Below are 18986 nucleotides of genomic sequence, written 5' to 3'. Positions count from 1 at the left end.
GTACGTACGATGGATTCATGTCCACCGGCTCCCGGATGCTGCAGCTCCTCACCCTCCTTCAGAATCACCGCTTCTGGGCCGGGGGCGACCTCGCGACAAGACTCGGAGTGAGCACGCGCACCCTGCGCCGCGATGTCGAGCAGCTCCGCGACCTCGGCTACCCGGTGGAGACCACGCGCGGTGTCGGCGGCGGGTACCGGCTCAGCGCGGGAGGCTCCCTGCCGCCGCTCATGGTCAGCGATGAAGAGGCGCTCGCGATCGTGCTCGGCCTGAGGGCGGTCACCGCGAGCGGGGTGCTGGGGGTTCAGGATGCGGCCGTGGGGGCGCTCGCGAAGATCGTCCCGGTGCTGCCGATGCACGTGCGCAAGCTCGCCGCGGGAATCGGATCGAGCATCGCCCCGCTCCAGGCTCAAGCAGGTGCCCCGCAGGTCGAGGTCGCCGTGCTCGCGAGCGTGGCGACGGCGTGCAGGGACCGTACGATGCTGGCGTTCGACTACGAGAAGCGCGACGGCGCGTCGTCGACTCGCCTCGTCGAGCCGCACGCGCTCGTCCCGATCGCCAGGCGCTGGTACCTGGTCGCCTTCGACGGCGGCGCCGGTGGCTGGCGCACATTCCGGCTCGACCGGATGCGGGGTGTCGACTCGCGGCCGAGGTGCTTCGGGTCGCGCCCCATTCCTGGCGGCGACGTGGACGCGTTCGTGCAGGCGAGCATCCGCAGCCTGCCATCCCGCTACGAGGCGGTGGTCCGGGTGGAAGCGCCGGTGGATCGGGTCCGGGCTGAGGTGGGGCAGTGGGGAGACGTCAGTGAGCTCGACGGTGGTTGGAGCGAAGTGCGCATGCGCACCGACGAGCTCGACTACGTCGTCTACCTGCTGGCGCGGCTCGACGCTCCCTGCGAGGTGGCGGGCCCGCCTGAGCTCGTCGACCGGCTCAGCGATTGGCACCGACGGCTCTCGTGGGCCGTCGGCCCAGGCGGCAGCGCAGATCGGGCCCCGCAGGAAGACGGGATCACAGGTAGTCGTTGATCGCGGCCTGCGCGATCGAACCGTGCTCGACCTCGTCCCAGCTCAGCGCCGTCGCGACGTCAGCGGCGGGTGCCTGCACGATCCGGTCGTGGAGGCGCTCGGCGAGCATCGTGGGGTCGATTGCGTCCGTGACGGCGAGGAAGGTGACGACGACGTAGTCGCCGTGCTCGCGAGCTACCTGCTCGTGGATGCGGTGAGCGGCCTGGTCAGCGCATCGGAGGACGAGTCGGGAGGGAAGCGCATGGTTGTCCAGGACGACGATCACGTGGTGAAGCTTCGGGAGTCGCGACGACAGCTCGATCGCCGTCTCGATCGTCGAGTCCAGCTTCCACGCGAGCTGACGTCGCGTCTGCGCGGCGGATGCGTCGACGCCGATCACCGCGGCGGCCGGATGCTTATCGAAAAGTACGGAACTCGGTGCCGAGTATCCGGCTGGGCAATACGTCGCCGAGAATGCGGAAAGGTACGGCAGGGCGTCGCCGAGGAGAAAGGTGCGTATTACCTGGCGGCGAGGTTCGCGAGGGGTCGCCGCGGAATTCGCGGTCGCCTCGGGCGAGGTCATTGCGTGGCTCCTTGTCCCCAGTTGTGACGCTTCTCAATGTATTGCTCGACGACTTTGGCGAGCTCCGCCCGTCAGCTCGGATCGCACTGCGGCGTGGCCGACCGCGGAGTGGCGCGGACGCAGTCGTCCCGAGACTGCGCCCGCCCAGCAGGCTAGCTCTTCCGCTTGAACGGGTCGGTGGCCTGGGTCTTCTCGCGCTTCTGCGCCCGGCGTTCCTTCAGGGTGAGCTGCGGTGCTTTCTTCGCGCTTTCCCTGGATTTTCTCTCTGCCATCGAAATACTCGCTTCCCTTTTCTTCAGCTGGCGGTATTCGGATGACCATAGCCCATTTCCGGGAAGATATCTCCGGCCGTCACTAATAGTTTCCTCCGACGCTTTCTGGGCTAGGATTGGGATTTTATCCGCGCCGCTAGGCGGCATCACATGGAGGACGTCGTGGAAAAGATCTGGATGACGCCGACGGCATTGCAGCGACTTCAGGATGAGCTCGCCGAGTTGACGCGCGGAGGCGCCCAGTCGTCGGCGCGAGCCCGCGAGCTGCGTGGACTCGTCGAGCACGCCGAGGTCGAGTCGAAGCCCGACGACGGCCGAGTCGAGCCGGGCATGCAGGTGAGCGTGCGCTTCGAGAGCACCGGTCGGGAGGCGACGTTCCTGCTCGGCAGTCGAGCGCTCGCCGGGCTGGATCCCACGGTCGAGGTCGATGTCTACTCAGCGGACTCACCTCTGGGCAGGGCGCTCGTCGGCAGCACCGTCGGCAGTACCGTGACCTTCACGCCCCCGGCGGGGCGGCAGCGCGTCAGCGTCCTCGCGGCGGTGCCGTTCGCCTGAGCTCGACGGGCGTGAGAACCCTCACCGGTCGGCGACGAACCGTCTCGTGACGGCGATGTCCCGCTCGCCGAGGCCAGCATCCACGAGCTCGTCGAAGGCGGCCCGGAGGGTTGGGAGCAGCACGGGGTTCGTGCCGGTGGCGGACGCCACGTCGGCGGCGAAGGTGAGGTCCTTGACCATGTACTTCGCGACGCCTGAGGGGGAGTCGTCGCCGGAGACGAGCTTCTCCCGCCTGCTCTCGAGCAGGTTCGAGCCGGCGTAGCCGCCGCCCAGCAGGTCCCAGAGCACGCCGAGGTCGATGCCGCTTCGTTCGGCGAGGACGCTCGCCTCGCCGAGGGCCAGGATCGTGGACGAGACGATCATCTGGTTGCAGGCTTTCGCGACCTCGCCCGCGCCGAGCGGCCCGAGGTGCACGGGGCGACCGCAGGCGCGCAGGATGCTCGCGGCGGCGGCGACGTCGTCGTCCGGGCCGCCGAGCATGATGGAGAGGGTGCCGGCCTTCGCGCCGTCCTCCCCGCCGGAAACGGGGGAGTCGATGACACGCACGCGGCCGTCGGTCTCCGCGGCGAGGCGGTCGGCCAGCTCGCGGAGCCCGGTCGGCGACACGGTCGATCCGACCATGATGAGCAGCTCGCCGGTACCGGCGAGGAGTCCGTCTTCGCCGCCGAGCACGGCCTCGAGCTCTGGCAGGTCGGGCAGCATGACGAGGATCGCGTCGCTGGCGGCGGCCAGCTCGCGCGGTGTCTGGTGCCAGGTGGCCCCGGCGGAGACGAGGTCGGCCGCTCGCTCGGGGCGTCGGCCGGTCAGGTGCAGCGTGCCGTGCGCAGAGAGCAGGTGGCCTGCCATCGGCAGGCCCATGGCGCCGAGGCCGAGGACGCCGACGCGGGGGGAGTGAGCAGCAGTGGTCATGAGCACACCCTAGCCCGGAGAACATTGTGTAGGACAGTGTTCACAGTGTTGAATCAGCGTAAGCTCTCCCTGTCGCCACCGAATCGAAGAGGATCCTATGACTGACAGCCCCCAGACATTGCGCGCGGTCGTCGCCGTCGACCTGAGCGAAGAGCTGTGCCAGCTCGTCGAGCGTCTCGAGCCCCGCCTCGAGGTCGTGCGCGACCACTCCTTCTACCGCCCGATGCGCGGGCCCGCCGACTGGTCCGGCGACCCGAGCGTCAGGCGCTCCCCCGAGCAGCAGGCGGCATTCGATGAGCTCGTCGACTCGGCGGACATCCTGTTCGGGCTTCCCGATGTCGACCCCGCCTCCCTTGCGCGCACCGTCGCCGCGAACCCGCGACTCCGCTGGGTGCACGCGACTGCCGCCGGCGGCGGCGGGCAGGTGAAGGCCGCCGGTCTCGACCAGGATGCACTCGAGCGCATCGTCTTCACGACGAGCGCCGGGGTCCACGGAGGAACCCTCGCGGAGTTCGCGCTCTTCGGCGTCCTCGCCGGGGCGAAGGACCTGCCGCGCCTCCAGCAGCAGCAGGCGGCCAAGCGGTGGACCGACCGCTGGGAGATGCGCCAGCTCGACGAGATGACCGTGCTCATCGTCGGGCTCGGCGGCATCGGGAAGGCGGCCGCGGCGAAGTTCTCGGCGCTCGGCGCAACCGTGCTCGGCACGACGCGCAGTGGCGAGGCCGTCGAGGGCGTCGACCGGCTCGTGCCCATCGATGAGCTGGCCTCCGCCGTGTCCGAAGCTGACGCGATCGTCGTGACCCTCCCCGGGACGGACGCCACGACCGGTCTGCTCAGCGCGGAGGTCTTCGCGAACGTGAAGCCAGGCGTCATCGTCTCGAACGTGGGGCGCGGAACGGTCATCGACGAGTCCGCGCTGCTCGAGGCGCTCGATGACGGCCGCGTCGGCTTCGCCGCGCTCGACGTCTTCGAGGTCGAGCCGCTGCCGGCCGAGAGTCCGCTGTGGTCGCATCCGAACGTGCTCGTCAGCCCGCACACTGCCGCACTCTCGAGCGCCGAGGAGCCGCGCATCGCGAAGCTCTTCGCCGAGAACGCGCGCAGGCTCCTCGACGGCGAGCCGCTCAAGAACGTTGTCGATATCGTCGAGTTCTACTGATTCCACGGCCGGTGCTCGTCGCAGCGTGACGAGCACCGGACGTTTCACCACGAGGGGCGGCGCCGTGCCAGACGCAACGGATGCATCACCGAAGACCGGCGAGCAGGACGCGCCGGAGCGCGACCTGGCGCCCGCGGTCACGCGCTCGCTGCGCATCCTGACGCTGCTCGCCGAGGCGGACGGTGCGCCTATGACGCTCAGCGATATCGCGAGAGCCCTCGGCATCGCGAAGTCCTCGACGGCGAACCTCGTGACGGTGCTCGAGGAGGGGCGGATGCTGCAGCGCGTGCCGCAGGGGTACCAGCTCGGCAGGCGCACGGCCGAGCTCGGCGGAGCCTACGCGCAGCAGTTCAACCAGATCCGCGAGTTCTTCGGGGTGTGCGACGCATCGCTGGTGCTGCGTAGCGAGCTGGTGCAGGTTGTCATGCTCGACGGGCCTGACACGGTCTACCTCGCCCGGCACGAGGGGCGACGGCGCTACCAGCTGGGCACGCCGCTCGGGTCGCGCCTGCCGGCGGCTCTCACCGCGTCTGGCCGGGCACTGCTCATGCGCCTGGATGACGAGGAGGTCGTGGACCTCGTGGGCGCATCCGCACCCTTCCCGAAGCTGACTCCGCAGAGCATCGGCACGACGCGGGAGCTGCTCGACTGCCTCGCGGTCGCGCGTGAGCGCGGCTACTCGATCGACGCGAACGGCTCCGTCGGCGGGGTGACGGGGGTCGCGGTCCCGCTCGCGTCCTGGTCGCCGAGCGATCCTCCGTTCGCGCTCGGGGCCGCGCTGCCAACGGAGCTCGCGAGCGAAGAGCATGTCGCGAGGGTCGGCGAGGCGCTCATCGAGGCCGCCAAGGAGCTCACGAACCCGCTCGCCGGGAGGTAGGTCCTCCCGCCTCGCGAAACCGTCGCGTTCAAAGTGTTGAACGTCGTCCAGTGGAGTGTTAGCTTGGGGTGAGAAGCATGCACCACCGGACGCCTCGGTCACCCACGCCGCGGCAATCCGCACATCAAAGGAGATGTTCCGTGACTGAGACACCCCGGCCCCCCGTGCCGTCCGACGACCCGGAGTACGCCGACAACCTGCGCCGAGCCACGCTGGCCTCCAGCATCGGCTCCGCCCTCGAGTACTTCGACTTCGCGCTCTACGGGCTCATGACGGCGCTCGTCTTCAACAAGCTGTTCTTCGACCAGAGCGACCCGGCCGTCGCCGTCATCGGCGCCTTCGCGATCTACGGCGTCGGCTTCGTCGCCCGCCCGTTCGGAGGGCTCTTCTTCGGCACCATGGGCGACCGCCTCGGCCGCAAGGGCGTGCTCGTCATCACGATCCTCCTCATGGGCGGCGCCTCCACCGCCATCGGCCTCCTCCCCACCTACGAGACCATCGGCCTCTGGGCTCCAGCGCTGCTCGTGCTGCTTCGCCTGGCGCAGGGCTTCGGCGCCGGCGCCGAGCAGGCCGGCGCCACCGTGCTCATGGCCGAATACGCTCCAGTCAAGCGCCGCGGCTTCTTCTCCGCGCTGCCCTTCGTGGGCATCCAGGCCGGCACGCTCCTCGCCGCTGTCGTCTTCAGCCTCCTGACCCTCATGCCGGACGAGGCCTTCCTCGCGTGGGGCTGGCGCGTGCCGTTCCTCGCGTCGTTCCTGCTCATCCTCGTCGCGCTCTTCATCCGCATGCGCCTCCGCGAGACGCCGACGTTCGTCGAGCTCGAGAAGAGCGACCAGGTCTCCGACCGACCCATCCGCGAGATCTTCACGCGCGGCATGCCAGGCGTCATCACCGGCATCGGCCTCCGCATGGCCGAGAACGGCGGCTCGTACATCTTCCAGAACGTGTCGCTCGCGTTCGTGGCAGGCACCTTCATCGCGAACCCCGTCGACCGTGGCGTCGCAACGTGGGGTGTCACGATCGGCTCGCTCATCGGCATCTTCTCGGTGCCGCTCAGCGGCCACCTCTCCGACAAGTTCGGCCGCCGCGCCGTCTACCGCTTCGGAGCGGTGTTCATGCTGCTCTTCGCCTTCCCAGCCTGGTGGATGCTCTCGCTCGGCAACGGGCCGCTCACGATCGCCGTCATCGCAGTCGGCATCGGCGTCGCCGTCAACTCGATGCTCGGACCGCAGTGCGCCATGCTCCCCGAACTGTTCGGCAACAAGCACCGCTACCTCGGTGTCGCGATGGCACGAGAGATCTCTGCAGTGCTTGCGGGCGGCCTCGCGGGTGTGCTCGGCACCTGGCTGCTCACGCTCACCGGCGGCAACTGGGTGGTCATGGGCCTCTACCTCGCGACGCTCGCCGCCATCACCACTGCAGCGACGTTCCTCGTCCCAGAGACGAAGGGGCGCGACCTGCTCCGCAAGGAGGACGCCATCCGCGTCTCCACCGACGAAGAGGACACCGGTTTGATCGATCTGCAGGATGTCTACGAGGCCGCGCCCGTTGCGGCCGGGGGCGGGCGATGAGCCTGCCGGTTGGGCTCAAGAGCTTCGACCTCACGGGGCGGACGGCCCTCGTCACAGGATCGAGCCAGGGCATCGGCCGTGCGCTCGCGGGCGGTCTCGCCGCGGCTGGCGCGCGGGTGGTGGTGCACGGACGCGACCGCGCGAAGGCCGAGCGCACCGCCGCATCCATCGCCGAGACCCTCGGCCTCGCGGGCACGGCGTCCGAGCCGATCGTCTCGACCTTCGACGTGACCGACGCGGCGGCGGTGGATGCGGGCATCAGCGAACTCGAGGCGAGCATCGGGACGGTCGACATCCTCGTCAACAACGCGGGCATCCAGCGTCGCGCGCCGATCGCGGAGTTCGCCGACGCCGACTGGCACGAGCTGCTCGCCACGAACCTCACAAGCGCGTTCCTCCTCTCACGGCGAGTGGCTCAAGGCATGCAGGCGCGAGGCTCAGGCAAGATCGTGAACATCGGGAGCGTGCAGTCGCAGATCGCCCGCCCCTCCATAGCGCCGTACAGCGCGACGAAGGGTGCCATCGTGATGCTCACGAAGGGGCTCTGCGCCGACCTCGCCCCGTCGGGGGTCACGGTGAACGCGCTCGCACCGGGCTACTTCGCCACCGAGCTCACCAAGGCCCTCGTCGACGACGCCGAGTTCTCGGCCTGGGTCGCGCAGCGCACCCCGGCCGGGCGTTGGGGTCACGTGGATGAGCTTGTCGGTACGCTCGTGTTCCTCTCCAGTGACGCTTCGGCGTTCGTGAACGGCCAGACGATCTATGTCGATGGCGGAATGACGGCGGTTGTTTGATGCGAATCTCCAGGATCCAGACCAGTGACGGAACGGTCACGCACGCGTTCGCCGAGGGCGACTCGTGGGTGCCGTGCAGCGACCCGTACGAGGCGTTCGCGCGCGGGGAGGAGCCCACGCGGCAGGGCGAGCCGATCGCCGACGCGACGCTGCTCGCACCTGCTGAGCCGCGCATCGTCGTCGGCATCGCGCAGAACGGGCCGGAGCATCCCTCACCCGTGCAGGCCTGGCTGAAGAGCCCCCGCACGGTCGTGCCGAGCGGCACCCCCGTCGAGCTGCGCCGCGACGTCGGCAAGGTCGTCATCGAGGGGGAGGTGTGCGTCGTCATCGGGCGCGACGCGCTCGACGTGCCCGTCGAGGATGCGCACACCGTCATCCTCGGCCTCACCGCGGTCAACGACATCTCCAACCCCGAGCGCGGCAGCGTCGACCCGCGCAACTTCGAGGGCAAGGGCGGCGTCGGCTACACGCCGCTCGGCCCGTGGATCGAGACGGACGCCGACCTCGCCAACGCCGAGCTCGAGGTGCGCATCAACGGCGAGCGCACGGTGCTCACCGGCAGCCATGAGCTGCCCGCCGGCGTTGCCGAGTGCGTCGCCTACGTCACGAGCTGGGTGCCACTCGGGCCCGGCGACATCATCATGACGGGCGCCCCGAAGTCGGCGTTCCCCGCCCAACCGGGCGACCTCGTCGAGATCACCGTCGCCGGCGTCCCCCTCGTCACCCCGTGCGTGTGAACCAGGCGCGCCCCGACACCAAGGGAGGGTGCTCGTGACCCAGGAGAACCTCGCAGTCGTCGCCCACGGCAAGGGCGACCTGCGGCTCGACGCGCTGCCCGAGCCCACGCCGGCCGCTGACGAGGCGGTAGTCGCGATCGCCTACGGCGGCGTCTGCGGATCCGACCTGCACTACTGGATGCACGGGGCTGCCGGCGAGTCCATCCTCCGCGCTCCGCTTGTCCTCGGCCACGAGATCGTCGGCACCGTCCTCCATGCCGCGTCGGACGGCAGTGGTCCCTCCGTCGGACAGCGCGTGGCGGTCCACCCGGCCACGCCCGGCGGCGACGGAGAGACGCCCTTCCCGGCCGATCGACCGAACCTCTCGCCCGCCGGCACCTACCTCGGCTCGGCCGCGCGCATCCCGCACACGCAGGGGGCCTTCGCCCGCCGCGTCGCCCTCCCGTCGCGGATGCTGCGCGTCCTGCCAGAGGGCCTCGACCTCAAGCTGGCGTCGCTCGCCGAGCCGGCCGCGGTCGCGTGGCACGGCGTCGGGCAGGCCGGCGACGTCCGCGGCAGACGGGTGCTGGTCATCGGTGCAGGCCCCATCGGGGCGCTCGTGGTCGCCGTGCTGAAGCACCACGGCGCGGGCGAGATCATCGCAAGCGACCTCCACGAGCTGCCGCTCGCCGTCGCGACCGAGCTCGGAGCCAGCCGCGTCATCGACGCGCGCGATCCCGACGCGATCGCCGGAGTGCACGCCGACGTCGTCATCGAATCGTCCGGCACCGTGCCAGGACTCGCGAGCGCCATCCGCGGCGCCGGGCGGGGAGGTCACGTCGTCCTGCTCGGCCTGCAGCGCAGCGGCGAGGTGCCGGCGCTCCTCTCCCTCGCGATCACCCGAGAGCTGACCCTGGTCGGCTCGTTCCGCTTCGCCGACGAGATCGACGCCGTCATCGAAGCGCTCGCCGACCGATCGCTCGTCGTGGATGCCGTGCTCACCCACGAGTTCCCCGTCGAGCAGGCGCTCGACGCGTTCGCCGTCGCCGGCGACGCATCCCGATCTTCGAAGGTGCTGCTCTCCTTCGACCCCGAGGACGATGGATCACCAGAGGAAAGGGGCGCCTCGTGAGCTCAGACCAGGCCGAACGGCGGGCACGCGCGACCGCAGCCGGGCATCCCGCCCTCATCCACCCGCCCATGATCGTCATGGGCGTGCAGGGCACGGGCAAGACGACGATCGGCTCGGCCCTGGCGGAACGGCTCGGCGTGACCTTCATCGACAGCGACGACCTGCACCCGATCGCCAACAAGGCGAAGATGGCGGCCGGGACCCCGCTCGAGGACGAGGACCGAGTGCCATGGCTCAAGGTCGTCGGTGCGACCATCGCCGCCAACGAGGCGGAGGGGCGCACCACGATCGTCGCGTGCTCGGCACTCAAGCGCTGGTACCGGGAGCTGCTGCGCTCGAGCGTGCCCGAGCTGCAGTTCGTCCACCTCGCCGGCCGGCGAGACCTCGTGGCCTCCCGCCTCGCGACCCGCCAGCACGAGTACATGCCGACGACCCTCCTCGACAGCCAGTTCGAGGTGCTCGAGCCGCTCGCCGCCTGGGAGGCGGGCGTCGTCGTCGATGTCGCGGACACGCCGGCCGAGATCGTGGAGGCGGTCGTCGACTACCTCGCGGGTGCGAAACCCACCGCGTCGGGGACGATCGGCAGCTAGAGCTCGACCTTCACCGTGCTCGCGAAGTCGGCGCCCGTCGCGTCGACGAGGGCGTCCACCAGCGGATGCCAGGGGCGTGTGCTCGGCCCGGACAGCACCAGCTGCCGCGGTCGGCGGGCCGTCAGTGGGCGCATCACGAGATCGTCCGGGAGCATGCCTCGACCGAGCGACGGGATGACGGCCACTCCCATGCCCTGCTGCACCATGCGGAACATCGTGCTCATCTCCCGCACGCGGTGCGAGAAGACAAAGGGCAGCCCGAGCTCGTCGTGCATCCTCTTCACGTGCGTCTCGCATCCTCCCGTCGAGACGATGAGCCCGTCGTCGTCGAGTTCGTCGAGCGGGATGGACTCCTGCTGCGCCAGCGGATGGTCGGCGGGCACGAGTGCCGCGAACTCATCCGTCGCGACGAGCAGCGCGCCGGGCGGGGCGGCGGACGGCTCGACGAGCACGGCGGCGTCGACAAGGCCCGCCTCGAGCCACTCGGGCATCTCGTCGTCGTCTCCCTCGTAGATGGACACGGCGATGTTGGGGAGTCGCGCCGACCACAGGGCCAGCAGGTCGGGCACCAGCCCCTGGCAGACGGTCGCCACGGCACCGAGGCGGACGGTGCCGGTCAGCGTGTCGTCTCTGCGCACGGCGCTCTCCAGGGCCGCGACGGAGGCAAGCGCCGCGCGTGCGTGCTCGATGACGCTGCTGCCGAGCACCGTGAGGGCGATCCCGCCGTCACGGCGGAGGACGCGCCCGCCCACGGCCCGCTCGAGGCCGGTGACCGAGTGTGAGACCGCAGACTGCCCGACCCCGAGTTCGACAGCAGCCTCGGTGAAGGACGCACGGTCGACGACCGTGACAAGAGCCCGAAGCTGGGCGATGGTGACACTCATGAGAACTCCTCATGTGGGGATGAAGCGAATGCATTTGCCTCATGCTGGGGTCCGGCCAACAATAAGCCCCATGAGTCCTTCCGACAACACCCGCGGCACCGTCGCCGTCTTCGTCGCCCTGTCGCTCGTGTGGGGTGCGAGCTTCCTCTTCATGAAGGTGGGGCTCGAGGGGCTCAGCCCCGCCCAGCTCGTGCTGGGGCGCCTGACGCTGGGCGCCGCGGCGCTCGTCGCGATCATGGTCGCTACTCGCCGGCGCTGGCCGAGGGGGCGGGCGATCTGGATGCACATGCTGGTCGTGTCGCTCGCGCTCGCGGTCATCCCCTACTCGCTCTTCGCGTGGGCCGGGCAGTACCTGCCGAGCAGTCTCTCGAGTATCTACAACGCGACGACGCCCATCATGACGCTGCTGCTCATGCCGCTCGTGCTCGCCGGCCAGCGGCTCACGCGCACGCAGATCGTCGGCCTCGTCGTCGGCTTGGGCGGCGTCGTCGTGCTTGCTGCTCCCTGGCGGCTCGTCGGCGTCGATCAGGTTCCCGAGCTGCTGCCCGCCCAGCTCGCCTGCCTCGGGGCGACCGCCTCATACGGTTTCGCGGGCCTCTACCTGCGCCGCTTCCTGAGCGACTCGGGCTACGACACGATCACGCTCTCGACCGTGCAGATCGGCCTGGCCGCGATCATCGTGTGGTTGCTCGCGCCGTTCACCGCACGGGGCGAGGTGTCGCTCGACGTGCCGGTCCTCCTGGCCGTTGCCGGGCTCGGAGTGCTCGGGACCGGCGTCGCCTACATCTGGTACAACCGCATCCTGCGTGACTGGGGGCCGGCGCGCGCATCGACCGTGACCTATCTCTCCCCGGTTGTCGGGGTTGTCCTCGGCGTCGTGGTGCTCGGCGAATCGGTGCACTGGAACCAGCCGCTCGGCGGGCTCATCGTGGTGATCGGTGTGCTCGCCAGCCAGGGTCGCGTGCCCGGGATGCGCGCGAGAAGTGTGGTCGGGGTGCCTGCTGCCGGTGCGCTGCCGGCGGTTTCGAAGACGCGGGAATAGTTCCGCCCGCGCTACGTTGTATGCGTATGCATGGAGTTGGGACTCAGGATCCTTCCCCTTCCGGACCGACCAGCACCATGCATCCACAACGAAAGGGCTGATCATGCAGTTCGGAATCTTCTCCGTCAGCGACATCACACGCAACCCCGTCACCGGCGAGACGCCGAGCGAGGCCGAGCGCATCGACGCGATCGTCAAGATCGCCCAGAAGACCGAAGAAGTCGGCCTCGACGTCTTCGCCATCGGCGAGCACCACAACCCGCCCTTCTTCTCCTCATCACCCGCCGTGCTCCTCTCGCACATCGCCGCCCTCACGAAGACGCTCCGCGTCTCCACCTCCACGACGCTCATCACGACCAACGACCCCGTGCGCATCGCCGAGGAATACGCGATGCTGCAGCACCTCTCCAAGGGGCGCATGGACCTCATGCTCGGCCGCGGCAACACCGCCCCCGTCTACCCGTGGTTCGGCAAGGACATCCGCTCCGGCCTGCCCCTGGCCCTCGAGAACTACAACCTGCTCCACCGCCTCTGGCGCGAAGACGTCGTCGACTGGGAAGGCAAGTTCCGCACACCCCTGCAGGGGTTCACCTCGACGCCCCGCCCCCTCGACGACGTGGCGCCCTTCGTCTGGCACGGCTCCATCCGCACACCGGAGATCGCCGAGCAGGCCGCGTTCTACGGCGACGGGTTCTTCGCGAACAACATCTTCTGGCCGAAGGAGCACTACATGCGCCTCATCGACTTCTACCGCCAGCGCTACGAGCACTACGGCCACGGCAAGGCGTCGCAGGCGATCGTCGGACTCGGCGGGCAGGCGTTCATCGCCAAGAACTCGCAGGACGCGAAGGACCAGTTCCGCCCCTACTTCAACGAAGCCCCCGTCTACGGCCACGGCCCGCGCATGGAGGACTTCATGCAGCAGACCCCGCTCTCCGTCGGCAGCCCGCAGGAGGTCATCGACAAGACCCTGACCTTCCGCGAGCACTTCGGCGACTACCAGCGCCAGCTGTTCCTCATGGACCACGCCGGCCTGCCCCTCGGCATGGTGCTCGACCAGCTCGAGCTGCTCGGCGCCGAAGTCGTGCCCGTGCTGCGTCGCGAACTCGAAGCGCTCCGCCCCGCCGAGGTGCCGGACGCCCCCACCCACGAGTCGCGCGTTCTCGCCAAGTACGGAGACGCCGCCCCGCGTCAGCCGCGCCCCAACGAGAACCGCGGCGACAACGTCACGGGCTCCTCGCCCTACCAGGACACCGCACTCGTCGCTTAGCCGCTGCCGTCGAGCGGATGCGCGGGGCCGGCCTCATCAGCCCCGCGCATCCGCCCACCCCAGCACCCATTTGACTCGAACTCGTTCGGAAGGACTCTCATGACCAACGCGCAAGGCGCCTACCGGCTCGTCGTCGTCAACGCGGGTATCAGCGACCCGTCGTCGACGAAGCTCCTCGCCGACCGCATCGAGCGCGGCGTCGCGAAGCTCGCATCCACCCGCGGACGCGACGTCGCATCGACGCACATCGATCTGCGGATGCTCCTCCCCGAGCTCCCAGCCGCCCTCGGCTCGCAGAGCTTCGGCCCCCAGTTCGAGCGCGCCATCAGCGCGCTCCGCGACGCCGACGGCATCATCGCCGCCGCCCCCGTCTACAAGGCCGGGCCCAGCGGGCTCTTCACCTCGTTCTTCCAGACGCTCGACAACGACCTCCTCATCGCGAAGCCGGTCGTCCTCGCCGCCACGGCGGGCACCGCACGCCACGCGCTGGTCGTCGACGAGCAGATGCGGTCCATGTTCGCCTACCTGCGCACCATGACCGTGCCGACGTCGCTGTTCGCCTCCACCGAGGACTGGCAGGACACGGGACTCGGGTCCCGCATCGAGCGCGCATCCGTCGAACTGCTCACCCTCATGGAAGCCGGCGTCGAGCAGACGATCCGCGGCGACAACTGGGGCGGCTACCAGCACGAGCTCGGCAGCGCGGGCGGAACCGAGCTCGGCATCGAGCTGGGCTCCGACCTCATGCGCATGGCCGCCGGCGGCGGCGCAAGCTAGCCCCACGCGACTCGGGATGGCGAAGTCACCTCGTTTCGGGAAAGTTCCCGCAACCAGGTGACTTCGCCATCCCGAATCGACGCCCGCGCGGTCAGTGGATGCGCAGCGGACGCAGCGCCGACCGGCCGGCGCGGAGGGTCTGGTCAGGTGCACTCGCGAGACTGCTCCTCATGACTTCCCAGAGCAAGGCCTTCGGCAAGCGCGCGATCCTCTCGACCGGACAGGGGCTGCTGACCGCCGCCTACTACGCCACCCCCGACTTCATCCCCTCGAAGGCGGCTCGCGGTGTCCTGAAGACCGCGATCACGCTCGGCATCACCGGGCTGGCGGTTCTCGAGTATCGGGACGCGAAGCAGGGAGCCCTCGAAGACTCGGATCTGCTGGTGCAGCCGGCGGCGCAGGCACCCGGCGAGCTCATCGGCGGCCCGCGCGAAGAGAACGACGCGCCGCATCCAGCCGAGGGGTCCCGTGACGAGGGCAGCACCGGCTCGACGGAGAACAGCTTCTCCGCGTTCTGGCTCTCGCTCACGCCCGCCAGGCGGGCGGCCCTCAGCGGCCTCGGCGTCGCGGGTGGGCTCGCGACGGTCGCCGGAATCGCGGCTGCCGAGCGTGGGATCTACCAGTTCGGCGAGCGCCGCGCCGAACGAGGAGTGACTGCCGCGCACACCAAGACCGGGCTTGCCATCGGCGGCATCACGACGCTCCTCGCGCTCATCCCGGCGCCCAAGGACAAGTAGCGCGGATCCCGCGGCCGACGCGCGCGAACCTCGTGCGACGCGAGTTTCCGGATGGCTTCCGTGCACGCAGATGGCTTGCAACGCATCCGCGTGCGCGGAAGCCATCCGGAACCGCACGCGGTTGCTGACTAGAAGCCGCCGAGCACCTCGTCGATGATCGCGACGCCGCGGCGCGCGTCCGCGTCGGCGATGACGGCGGGCGGGACCACGTGGATGCGGTTGTCTGCGATGAACGGCAGGAGTCCGCGGGCGACGAGCTGCGACTTGATCGTGGCCATGTCGGCGGCGGCCAGCGGCGCGCGAGTGACTGGGTCGCTCACGAGCTCGATCGCCCAGAAGACGCCCTTGCCGCGCACTTCCCCGACGACGTCGTGGCGAGCGGCGAGTTCGCGCAGCGCTGGGCCGATGACGTCCCGGCCGAGGCGGGCCGCATTCTCGACGATGCCCTCCTCTGCCATGGTCTCGAGCGTCGCGACGATCGACGCGGCCGCGAGCGGATGCCCGGAGTAGGTGAGGCCGCCGGGGAAGACGTCATCGTCGAAGCGCGCAGCGATCTCCTCGGAGATGACGACGCCGCCGACGGGGACGTATCCGGAGTTGACGCCCTTCGCGAAGGTGATGAGGTCCGGGCGCACATCGAACGCGTCGAATGCGAACCATTCGCCGGTCCGGCCGAAGCCGGCCATGACCTCGTCGAGGATGAGCATCACGCCGTAGCGGTCGGCGATCTCGCGGACACCCGCCAGGTAGCCGGGCGGCGGCAGGAGGACGCCAGCAGTGCCTGGGATGCTCTCGATGAGGAGCGCCGCGACGGATGCGGGCCCTTCGGCCTGGATGACGCGTTCGAGGTGGTGGAGGGCGCGCTCGCTCTCCTGCTCCGGTGTCTCGGCCCAGAACTCCGACCGGTACAGGTATGGCCCGAAGGCGTGCACGTGGCCGCGTGCGAACTCGTTCGGGATCCGCCGCCAGTCGCCGGTCGCGACGATCGCCGCACCCGTGTTGCCATGGTAGCTGCGGTAGAGGGAGACGACCTTGTCGCGTCCCGTGGAGAGGCGGGCCAAGCGGATCGCGTTCTCGATGGCATCCGCTCCACCGTTGGTGAAGAACACCTTCGAGAAGCCTTCCGGGGCGTGCGACAGGATGAGCTCCGCGGCCCTTGCCCTGGTCTCGTTGGCGTGCGCGGGGGCGATCGTGATGAGCTGCGCGGCCTGCTCTTGGATGGCGGCGATGACCTTCGGGTGCTGATAGCCGATGGTGACGTTCACGAGCTGACTCGAGAAGTCGAGGTATTCGTTGCCGTCGTGATCCCAGAGCGTGGCACCCTCGCCCCGGGCGATGGGGAGCGGCGAGATCTTGCCCTGCGCCGACCATGAGTGGAACACGGACGCGAGGTCGCGGTCACGAACGTCGGTGTTGCTGGCGGGACGGCTCACGGCTGGGTCGGTCATGCGTCAACTCTGCGGCCGAGGATGCGTCGAGCAGGTGAACAAATCGGTGAGAATGGGTGGCATGACTCGACAAAACCGTCAGACTCGCCCGGCAGGGCGGGGGCTGTCATGAGTGTCTCGCTGCGTGAACTCGTCGAGGAGACGGAGTTCAAGCTGCGGGTGCTGCACGCCGCAGACGACAGTGCCCTGCAGCGCGCGGTCATCTGGGCGCACAGCTCCGACCTGGTCGACCCCACCCCGTGGCTCGAGGCTGGACAGCTCCTCCTGACCGACGGCATGCAGTTCGCCGTGCCGGAAGCCCCCGAGATGGCCGAGGCCCCGGAGCCTGGCGCCGCGGTGGATGCACCCGCCGCGGGGTCGCGTTCACCGGTCTCGCGTTCACCCGTGTCGGCGACTGCCACCGTGCGGTTCCAGTCGCTTGCGAGCGAGGGCGTCTTCGATGCCTACGTGGCGAGGCTGCGGGCAGCGGACGTCGCTGCGCTCGGCTTCGCGACGGAGGTCATCCACGCGGAGGTGCCCGCCGACCTCGTCTCCGCGTGCAGGCGTCACGGCCTGACGCTGGTTGAGGTGACCGAGCGGACCCCGTTCATCGGCATCATCCGCTACCTCGCCGACCAGCGAGCCCTGGAGCAGCGGGCTCGCCTCGAGTGGTCCCTGCAGGCGCAGCGAAAGCTCGCGCGGGCGGCGCTCAGGCCGGGCGGGCTCGGCGCGATTCTGGTCGAGCTCGAGCGGCAGCTCGAGAGCTGGGTCGCGCTCTACGACTCGACGGGGCTGCGTGTGGATGCGCCGACGCGCATCCGCGTGCCCGAGAGCGAGGCGCCTGAGGTCGAGCGGATGGTGCAGAGCCTCCTCGCTCGCGGCGGTCGCTCGGGCGCGCGTCTGCACGGCGATGGCGGCGACGTGACCCTGCAGACGGTCGGCCAGCACGGCCAGCTGCGCGGGGTGCTCGCCGTCGGCGGTCGAGCGCCGCTCGACCTCGCCGGCAACGATCTCGTGGCGAGCGCCATAGGCCACGCATCGATTGCGCTCGAGCAGAACAGGGAACTGGATGCGGCGCGCGGGCATCTCCGTGTCGGCCTGCTCGAGCTGCTGCTCGCCGGCGAGATGGAGGTGGCGAGACGCACCGCGGAGACGGTCTGGGGTGAGCTGCCTGCGGCTCCCGTCCGCGTCGTGCAGGCGAGGGGTGGGGAACCCGGCCAGGCGCTGCTGGACCGACTCGAGCGACTGGCCGGGTCTGGCAGCGAACCGCTGTTCTTCGCGGCGAGGGAGCAGGAGCTCATCGCTATCGTCCCCGCTGGCGGCGGGGCGCCCCTCGTCGAGGCCCTCGCTGACGCTGGCTTCTCGGCCGGAGCATCTGCGCCGGGCGACTGGGCCGAGCTGCCCCGGCTGCTCGCGGAGGCGCGGAAGGCGGCGGAACGCAGCACCCCGGGCAGACCCTCGGTGCGGTTCGAGGACCTCGCGACAACCGGCATGCTCGGTGCGCTCGAGGCCGCCGACGGCCGAGTCACGGCACGCCGCGTGCTGCAGCCCCTGCTCGAACACGGAGAGCAGGGGCGTCTCCTCCTGGACACGCTCGCCGCGTGGACCGAGGGGAACTGCGCGTGGGACCCGGTCGCGAAGTCGCTTGGCATCCACCGGCACACGCTGCGCAGCCGCGTGACGACGGCAGAGCAGCTGCTCGGCATCGACCTGCAGTCCTTCGCCGGGCGCGCCGAGGTGTGGTCGGCGATGCGGCTCCTCGACGAGGCCTGAGGTGCGAGCTGTCCGGCGTCGCGTGGGCGCGTGGCCAACTTCGGTGACTGTTGCCGGTCCCGGACGCGAATTCTGCGCCCGGCGCTCGTCGAGTCACCGAAGTTGGCCGGAGCCGGGTGCGGCTCGGCCGTGACTCGGTTCGGACGGCGCCCTGTGGGGCGCCGTCAGCGCTCGTCGCGGAGCTTCGCCGCGAGCTGCCGCATGCTGAGGGCGCGCTTCTGCCAGAAGGCCCACATCCCGAACCACACGAACGGTGTGAGGAGGCTCGCGCCCATCTTCAGCTGATCGCGGTAGAGGGTGCGGCCGCCGGGCAGCGGTGAGACGACCATCCGGTGCTCGAACGTGGTCATGACGGCCATGAGTCCCGACTCCGGGTACCCGCGGTCGCGGAGCTCGTGCATCCCGTCTCCCAGGTCGCGGTACTGGCCGTCGATGACCTGCGTGCCGAGCGGAACCACGCCGAGCAGGCGGATCTCGACGCGGTGCGGGCTGTCGGGTGACCAACGCTCGGGAAAGCCGCCAGGTTCGAGCGAGCGCACTTCCGCGAGGGGGCCCGCCACTGCTCGGAAGGCCTCCGGCCGCTGGAGAGCGTCGGCGAGCAGTTCGGTTGGGCAGTCGAGCTCGAGCTTCAGGAGGATGCGCACGGGCACATCCTCGCCTGTTCGCCTCGGAAGTCGCCTTGGCTCAGGCCGGGGAGGGGTTGCGCGAGTCCGCGTCGAGACCTCGGGCGTGCGCATCCGGATTGCTGGCAGCGGATGCTCAGTCCCGAGGTCTGTCCCGGCCCGTCGTGCGAGGGGCCCAGTCGTGGTGGGCTGTTCAGTCGTTCTCGGGGAAGCCGAGGTTGATGCCGCCGTGCTTGGCGGGGTCGAGCCAGCGGCTGGTGACGGCTTTCTCGCGGGTGTAGAAGTGGAAGCCCT

19 protein-coding genes are annotated in these 18986 nt (G+C 69.9%); 14 read left to right on the top strand and 5 right to left on the bottom strand.

From position 1 onward, the window contains the following. Window positions 1-17: 17 nt before the first annotated feature. On the top strand, window positions 18-1025 hold the full coding sequence (locus tag C5C17_RS14755) for a YafY family protein (protein ID WP_104254134.1): 1008 nt from the start codon (window positions 18-20) through the stop codon (window positions 1023-1025). Here C5C17_RS14755 and C5C17_RS14750 read toward each other — a convergent pair. Continuing rightward, entirely contained in the window at window positions 1009-1587 is a 579-nt protein-coding gene (locus tag C5C17_RS14750; RefSeq protein ID WP_146079194.1) for a hypothetical protein, read from the bottom strand. The genes C5C17_RS14755 and C5C17_RS14750 overlap by 17 nt on opposite strands. 434 nt (window positions 1588-2021) lie before the next feature. On the opposite strand from C5C17_RS14750, the gene C5C17_RS14745 reads away from it, so the two are divergent. After that, on the top strand, window positions 2022-2414 hold the full coding sequence (locus C5C17_RS14745; protein WP_258066238.1) for a GreA/GreB family elongation factor: 393 nt from the start codon (window positions 2022-2024) through the stop codon (window positions 2412-2414). Window positions 2415-2435: 21 nt separating this feature from the next. On the opposite strand, the gene C5C17_RS14740 is transcribed toward C5C17_RS14745, so the two are convergent. Continuing rightward, the gene (locus tag C5C17_RS14740; RefSeq protein ID WP_104254598.1) at window positions 2436-3323 is read right to left on the bottom strand and encodes an NAD(P)-dependent oxidoreductase; all 888 of its coding nucleotides are present in this window, start codon (window positions 3321-3323) and stop codon (window positions 2436-2438) included. 97 nt (window positions 3324-3420) lie between these two features. Here C5C17_RS14740 and C5C17_RS14735 point away from each other — a divergent pair, with 97 nt between their 5' ends. The 7 genes from C5C17_RS14735 (at window position 3421) to C5C17_RS14705 (ending at window position 10159) form a co-directional block, all read left to right on the top strand. Then, a complete protein-coding gene (locus C5C17_RS14735; RefSeq protein ID WP_104254131.1) occupies window positions 3421-4479 on the top strand; it encodes a D-2-hydroxyacid dehydrogenase in 1059 nt (352 codons plus the stop codon). A gap of 64 nt (window positions 4480-4543) precedes the next feature. Continuing rightward, entirely contained in the window at window positions 4544-5356 is an 813-nt protein-coding gene (locus tag C5C17_RS14730) for an IclR family transcriptional regulator (protein WP_258066237.1), read from the top strand. Window positions 5357-5496: 140 nt separating this feature from the next. Beyond that, a complete protein-coding gene (locus C5C17_RS14725) occupies window positions 5497-6927 on the top strand; it encodes an MFS transporter (RefSeq protein WP_151423670.1) in 1431 nt (476 codons plus the stop codon). Continuing rightward, on the top strand, window positions 6924-7721 hold the full coding sequence (locus C5C17_RS14720; protein ID WP_104254129.1) for an SDR family oxidoreductase: 798 nt from the start codon (window positions 6924-6926) through the stop codon (window positions 7719-7721). The genes C5C17_RS14725 and C5C17_RS14720 overlap by 4 nt, the downstream gene beginning before the upstream one ends. Then, complete coding sequence (locus C5C17_RS14715) at window positions 7721-8458, top strand: fumarylacetoacetate hydrolase family protein (protein ID WP_104254128.1); 738 nt, start codon at window positions 7721-7723, stop codon at window positions 8456-8458. Before C5C17_RS14720 ends, C5C17_RS14715 begins: the two co-directional genes overlap by 1 nt. A 34-nt stretch (window positions 8459-8492) precedes the next feature. Next, entirely contained in the window at window positions 8493-9569 is a 1077-nt protein-coding gene (locus C5C17_RS14710; protein WP_258066236.1) for an L-idonate 5-dehydrogenase, read from the top strand. After that, complete coding sequence (locus tag C5C17_RS14705; protein WP_258066235.1) at window positions 9566-10159, top strand: gluconokinase; 594 nt, start codon at window positions 9566-9568, stop codon at window positions 10157-10159. Before C5C17_RS14710 ends, C5C17_RS14705 begins: the two co-directional genes overlap by 4 nt. Here the strand turns inward: C5C17_RS14705 and C5C17_RS14700 are convergent. Next, window positions 10156-11043 (bottom strand): LysR family transcriptional regulator, encoded by an 888-nt coding sequence (locus C5C17_RS14700; RefSeq protein WP_104254126.1) that lies wholly within the window; start codon window positions 11041-11043, stop codon window positions 10156-10158. The two genes, C5C17_RS14705 and C5C17_RS14700, sit on opposite strands and share 4 nt — an antisense overlap. A gap of 70 nt (window positions 11044-11113) precedes the next feature. On the opposite strand from C5C17_RS14700, the gene C5C17_RS14695 reads away from it, so the two are divergent. The 4 genes from C5C17_RS14695 (at window position 11114) to C5C17_RS14680 (ending at window position 14869) form a co-directional block, all read left to right on the top strand. After that, entirely contained in the window at window positions 11114-12085 is a 972-nt protein-coding gene (locus C5C17_RS14695; RefSeq protein WP_104254125.1) for a DMT family transporter, read from the top strand. A gap of 103 nt (window positions 12086-12188) precedes the next feature. Beyond that, the gene (locus tag C5C17_RS14690) at window positions 12189-13355 is read left to right on the top strand and encodes an LLM class flavin-dependent oxidoreductase (RefSeq protein ID WP_104254124.1); all 1167 of its coding nucleotides are present in this window, start codon (window positions 12189-12191) and stop codon (window positions 13353-13355) included. Window positions 13356-13454: 99 nt separating this feature from the next. Continuing rightward, window positions 13455-14132: a CE1759 family FMN reductase gene (locus C5C17_RS14685; RefSeq protein WP_104254123.1), complete on the top strand. Its 678-nt coding sequence runs from the start codon at window positions 13455-13457 to the stop codon at window positions 14130-14132. Between the two features lie 170 nt (window positions 14133-14302). After that, entirely contained in the window at window positions 14303-14869 is a 567-nt protein-coding gene (locus C5C17_RS14680; protein WP_146079193.1) for a hypothetical protein, read from the top strand. Between the two features lie 128 nt (window positions 14870-14997). On the opposite strand, the gene C5C17_RS14675 is transcribed toward C5C17_RS14680, so the two are convergent. After that, window positions 14998-16317, bottom strand: coding sequence for an aspartate aminotransferase family protein (locus C5C17_RS14675; protein WP_104254121.1), 1320 nt, complete (start codon window positions 16315-16317; stop codon window positions 14998-15000). 108 nt (window positions 16318-16425) lie between these two features. Here C5C17_RS14675 and C5C17_RS14670 point away from each other — a divergent pair, with 108 nt between their 5' ends. Then, window positions 16426-18069 (top strand): PucR family transcriptional regulator ligand-binding domain-containing protein, encoded by a 1644-nt coding sequence (locus C5C17_RS14670; RefSeq protein WP_104254120.1) that lies wholly within the window; start codon window positions 16426-16428, stop codon window positions 18067-18069. Between the two features lie 164 nt (window positions 18070-18233). On the opposite strand, the gene C5C17_RS14665 is transcribed toward C5C17_RS14670, so the two are convergent. Beyond that, entirely contained in the window at window positions 18234-18713 is a 480-nt protein-coding gene (locus C5C17_RS14665; RefSeq protein ID WP_104254119.1) for a hypothetical protein, read from the bottom strand. Between the last annotated feature and the right edge of the window lie 273 nt (window positions 18714-18986).

The sequence above is a fragment of the Pseudoclavibacter sp. RFBA6 genome (assembly GCF_002931575.1).
In the GTDB taxonomy this organism is placed as follows: Bacteria; Actinomycetota; Actinomycetes; order Actinomycetales; family Microbacteriaceae; genus Pseudoclavibacter; species Pseudoclavibacter terrae.
This window is presented reverse-complemented; position numbering and strand designations above follow the sequence as displayed.

Coding starts and splice junctions, on each gene's coding strand:
- C5C17_RS14755 (WP_104254134.1), top strand. CDS start 18: ATGTCCACCGGCTCCCGGATGCTGCAGCTCCTCACCCTCCTTCAGAAT.
- C5C17_RS14750 (WP_146079194.1), bottom strand. CDS start 1,587: ATGACCTCGCCCGAGGCGACCGCGAATTCCGCGGCGACCCCTCGCGAA.
- C5C17_RS14740 (WP_104254598.1), bottom strand. CDS start 3,323: ATGACCACTGCTGCTCACTCCCCCCGCGTCGGCGTCCTCGGCCTCGGC.
- C5C17_RS14735 (WP_104254131.1), top strand. CDS start 3,421: ATGACTGACAGCCCCCAGACATTGCGCGCGGTCGTCGCCGTCGACCTG.
- C5C17_RS14720 (WP_104254129.1), top strand. CDS start 6,924: ATGAGCCTGCCGGTTGGGCTCAAGAGCTTCGACCTCACGGGGCGGACG.
- C5C17_RS14715 (WP_104254128.1), top strand. CDS start 7,721: ATGCGAATCTCCAGGATCCAGACCAGTGACGGAACGGTCACGCACGCG.
- C5C17_RS14700 (WP_104254126.1), bottom strand. CDS start 11,043: ATGAGTGTCACCATCGCCCAGCTTCGGGCTCTTGTCACGGTCGTCGAC.
- C5C17_RS14695 (WP_104254125.1), top strand. CDS start 11,114: ATGAGTCCTTCCGACAACACCCGCGGCACCGTCGCCGTCTTCGTCGCC.
- C5C17_RS14690 (WP_104254124.1), top strand. CDS start 12,189: ATGCAGTTCGGAATCTTCTCCGTCAGCGACATCACACGCAACCCCGTC.
- C5C17_RS14685 (WP_104254123.1), top strand. CDS start 13,455: ATGACCAACGCGCAAGGCGCCTACCGGCTCGTCGTCGTCAACGCGGGT.
- C5C17_RS14680 (WP_146079193.1), top strand. CDS start 14,303: ATGACTTCCCAGAGCAAGGCCTTCGGCAAGCGCGCGATCCTCTCGACC.
- C5C17_RS14675 (WP_104254121.1), bottom strand. CDS start 16,317: ATGACCGACCCAGCCGTGAGCCGTCCCGCCAGCAACACCGACGTTCGT.
- C5C17_RS14670 (WP_104254120.1), top strand. CDS start 16,426: ATGAGTGTCTCGCTGCGTGAACTCGTCGAGGAGACGGAGTTCAAGCTG.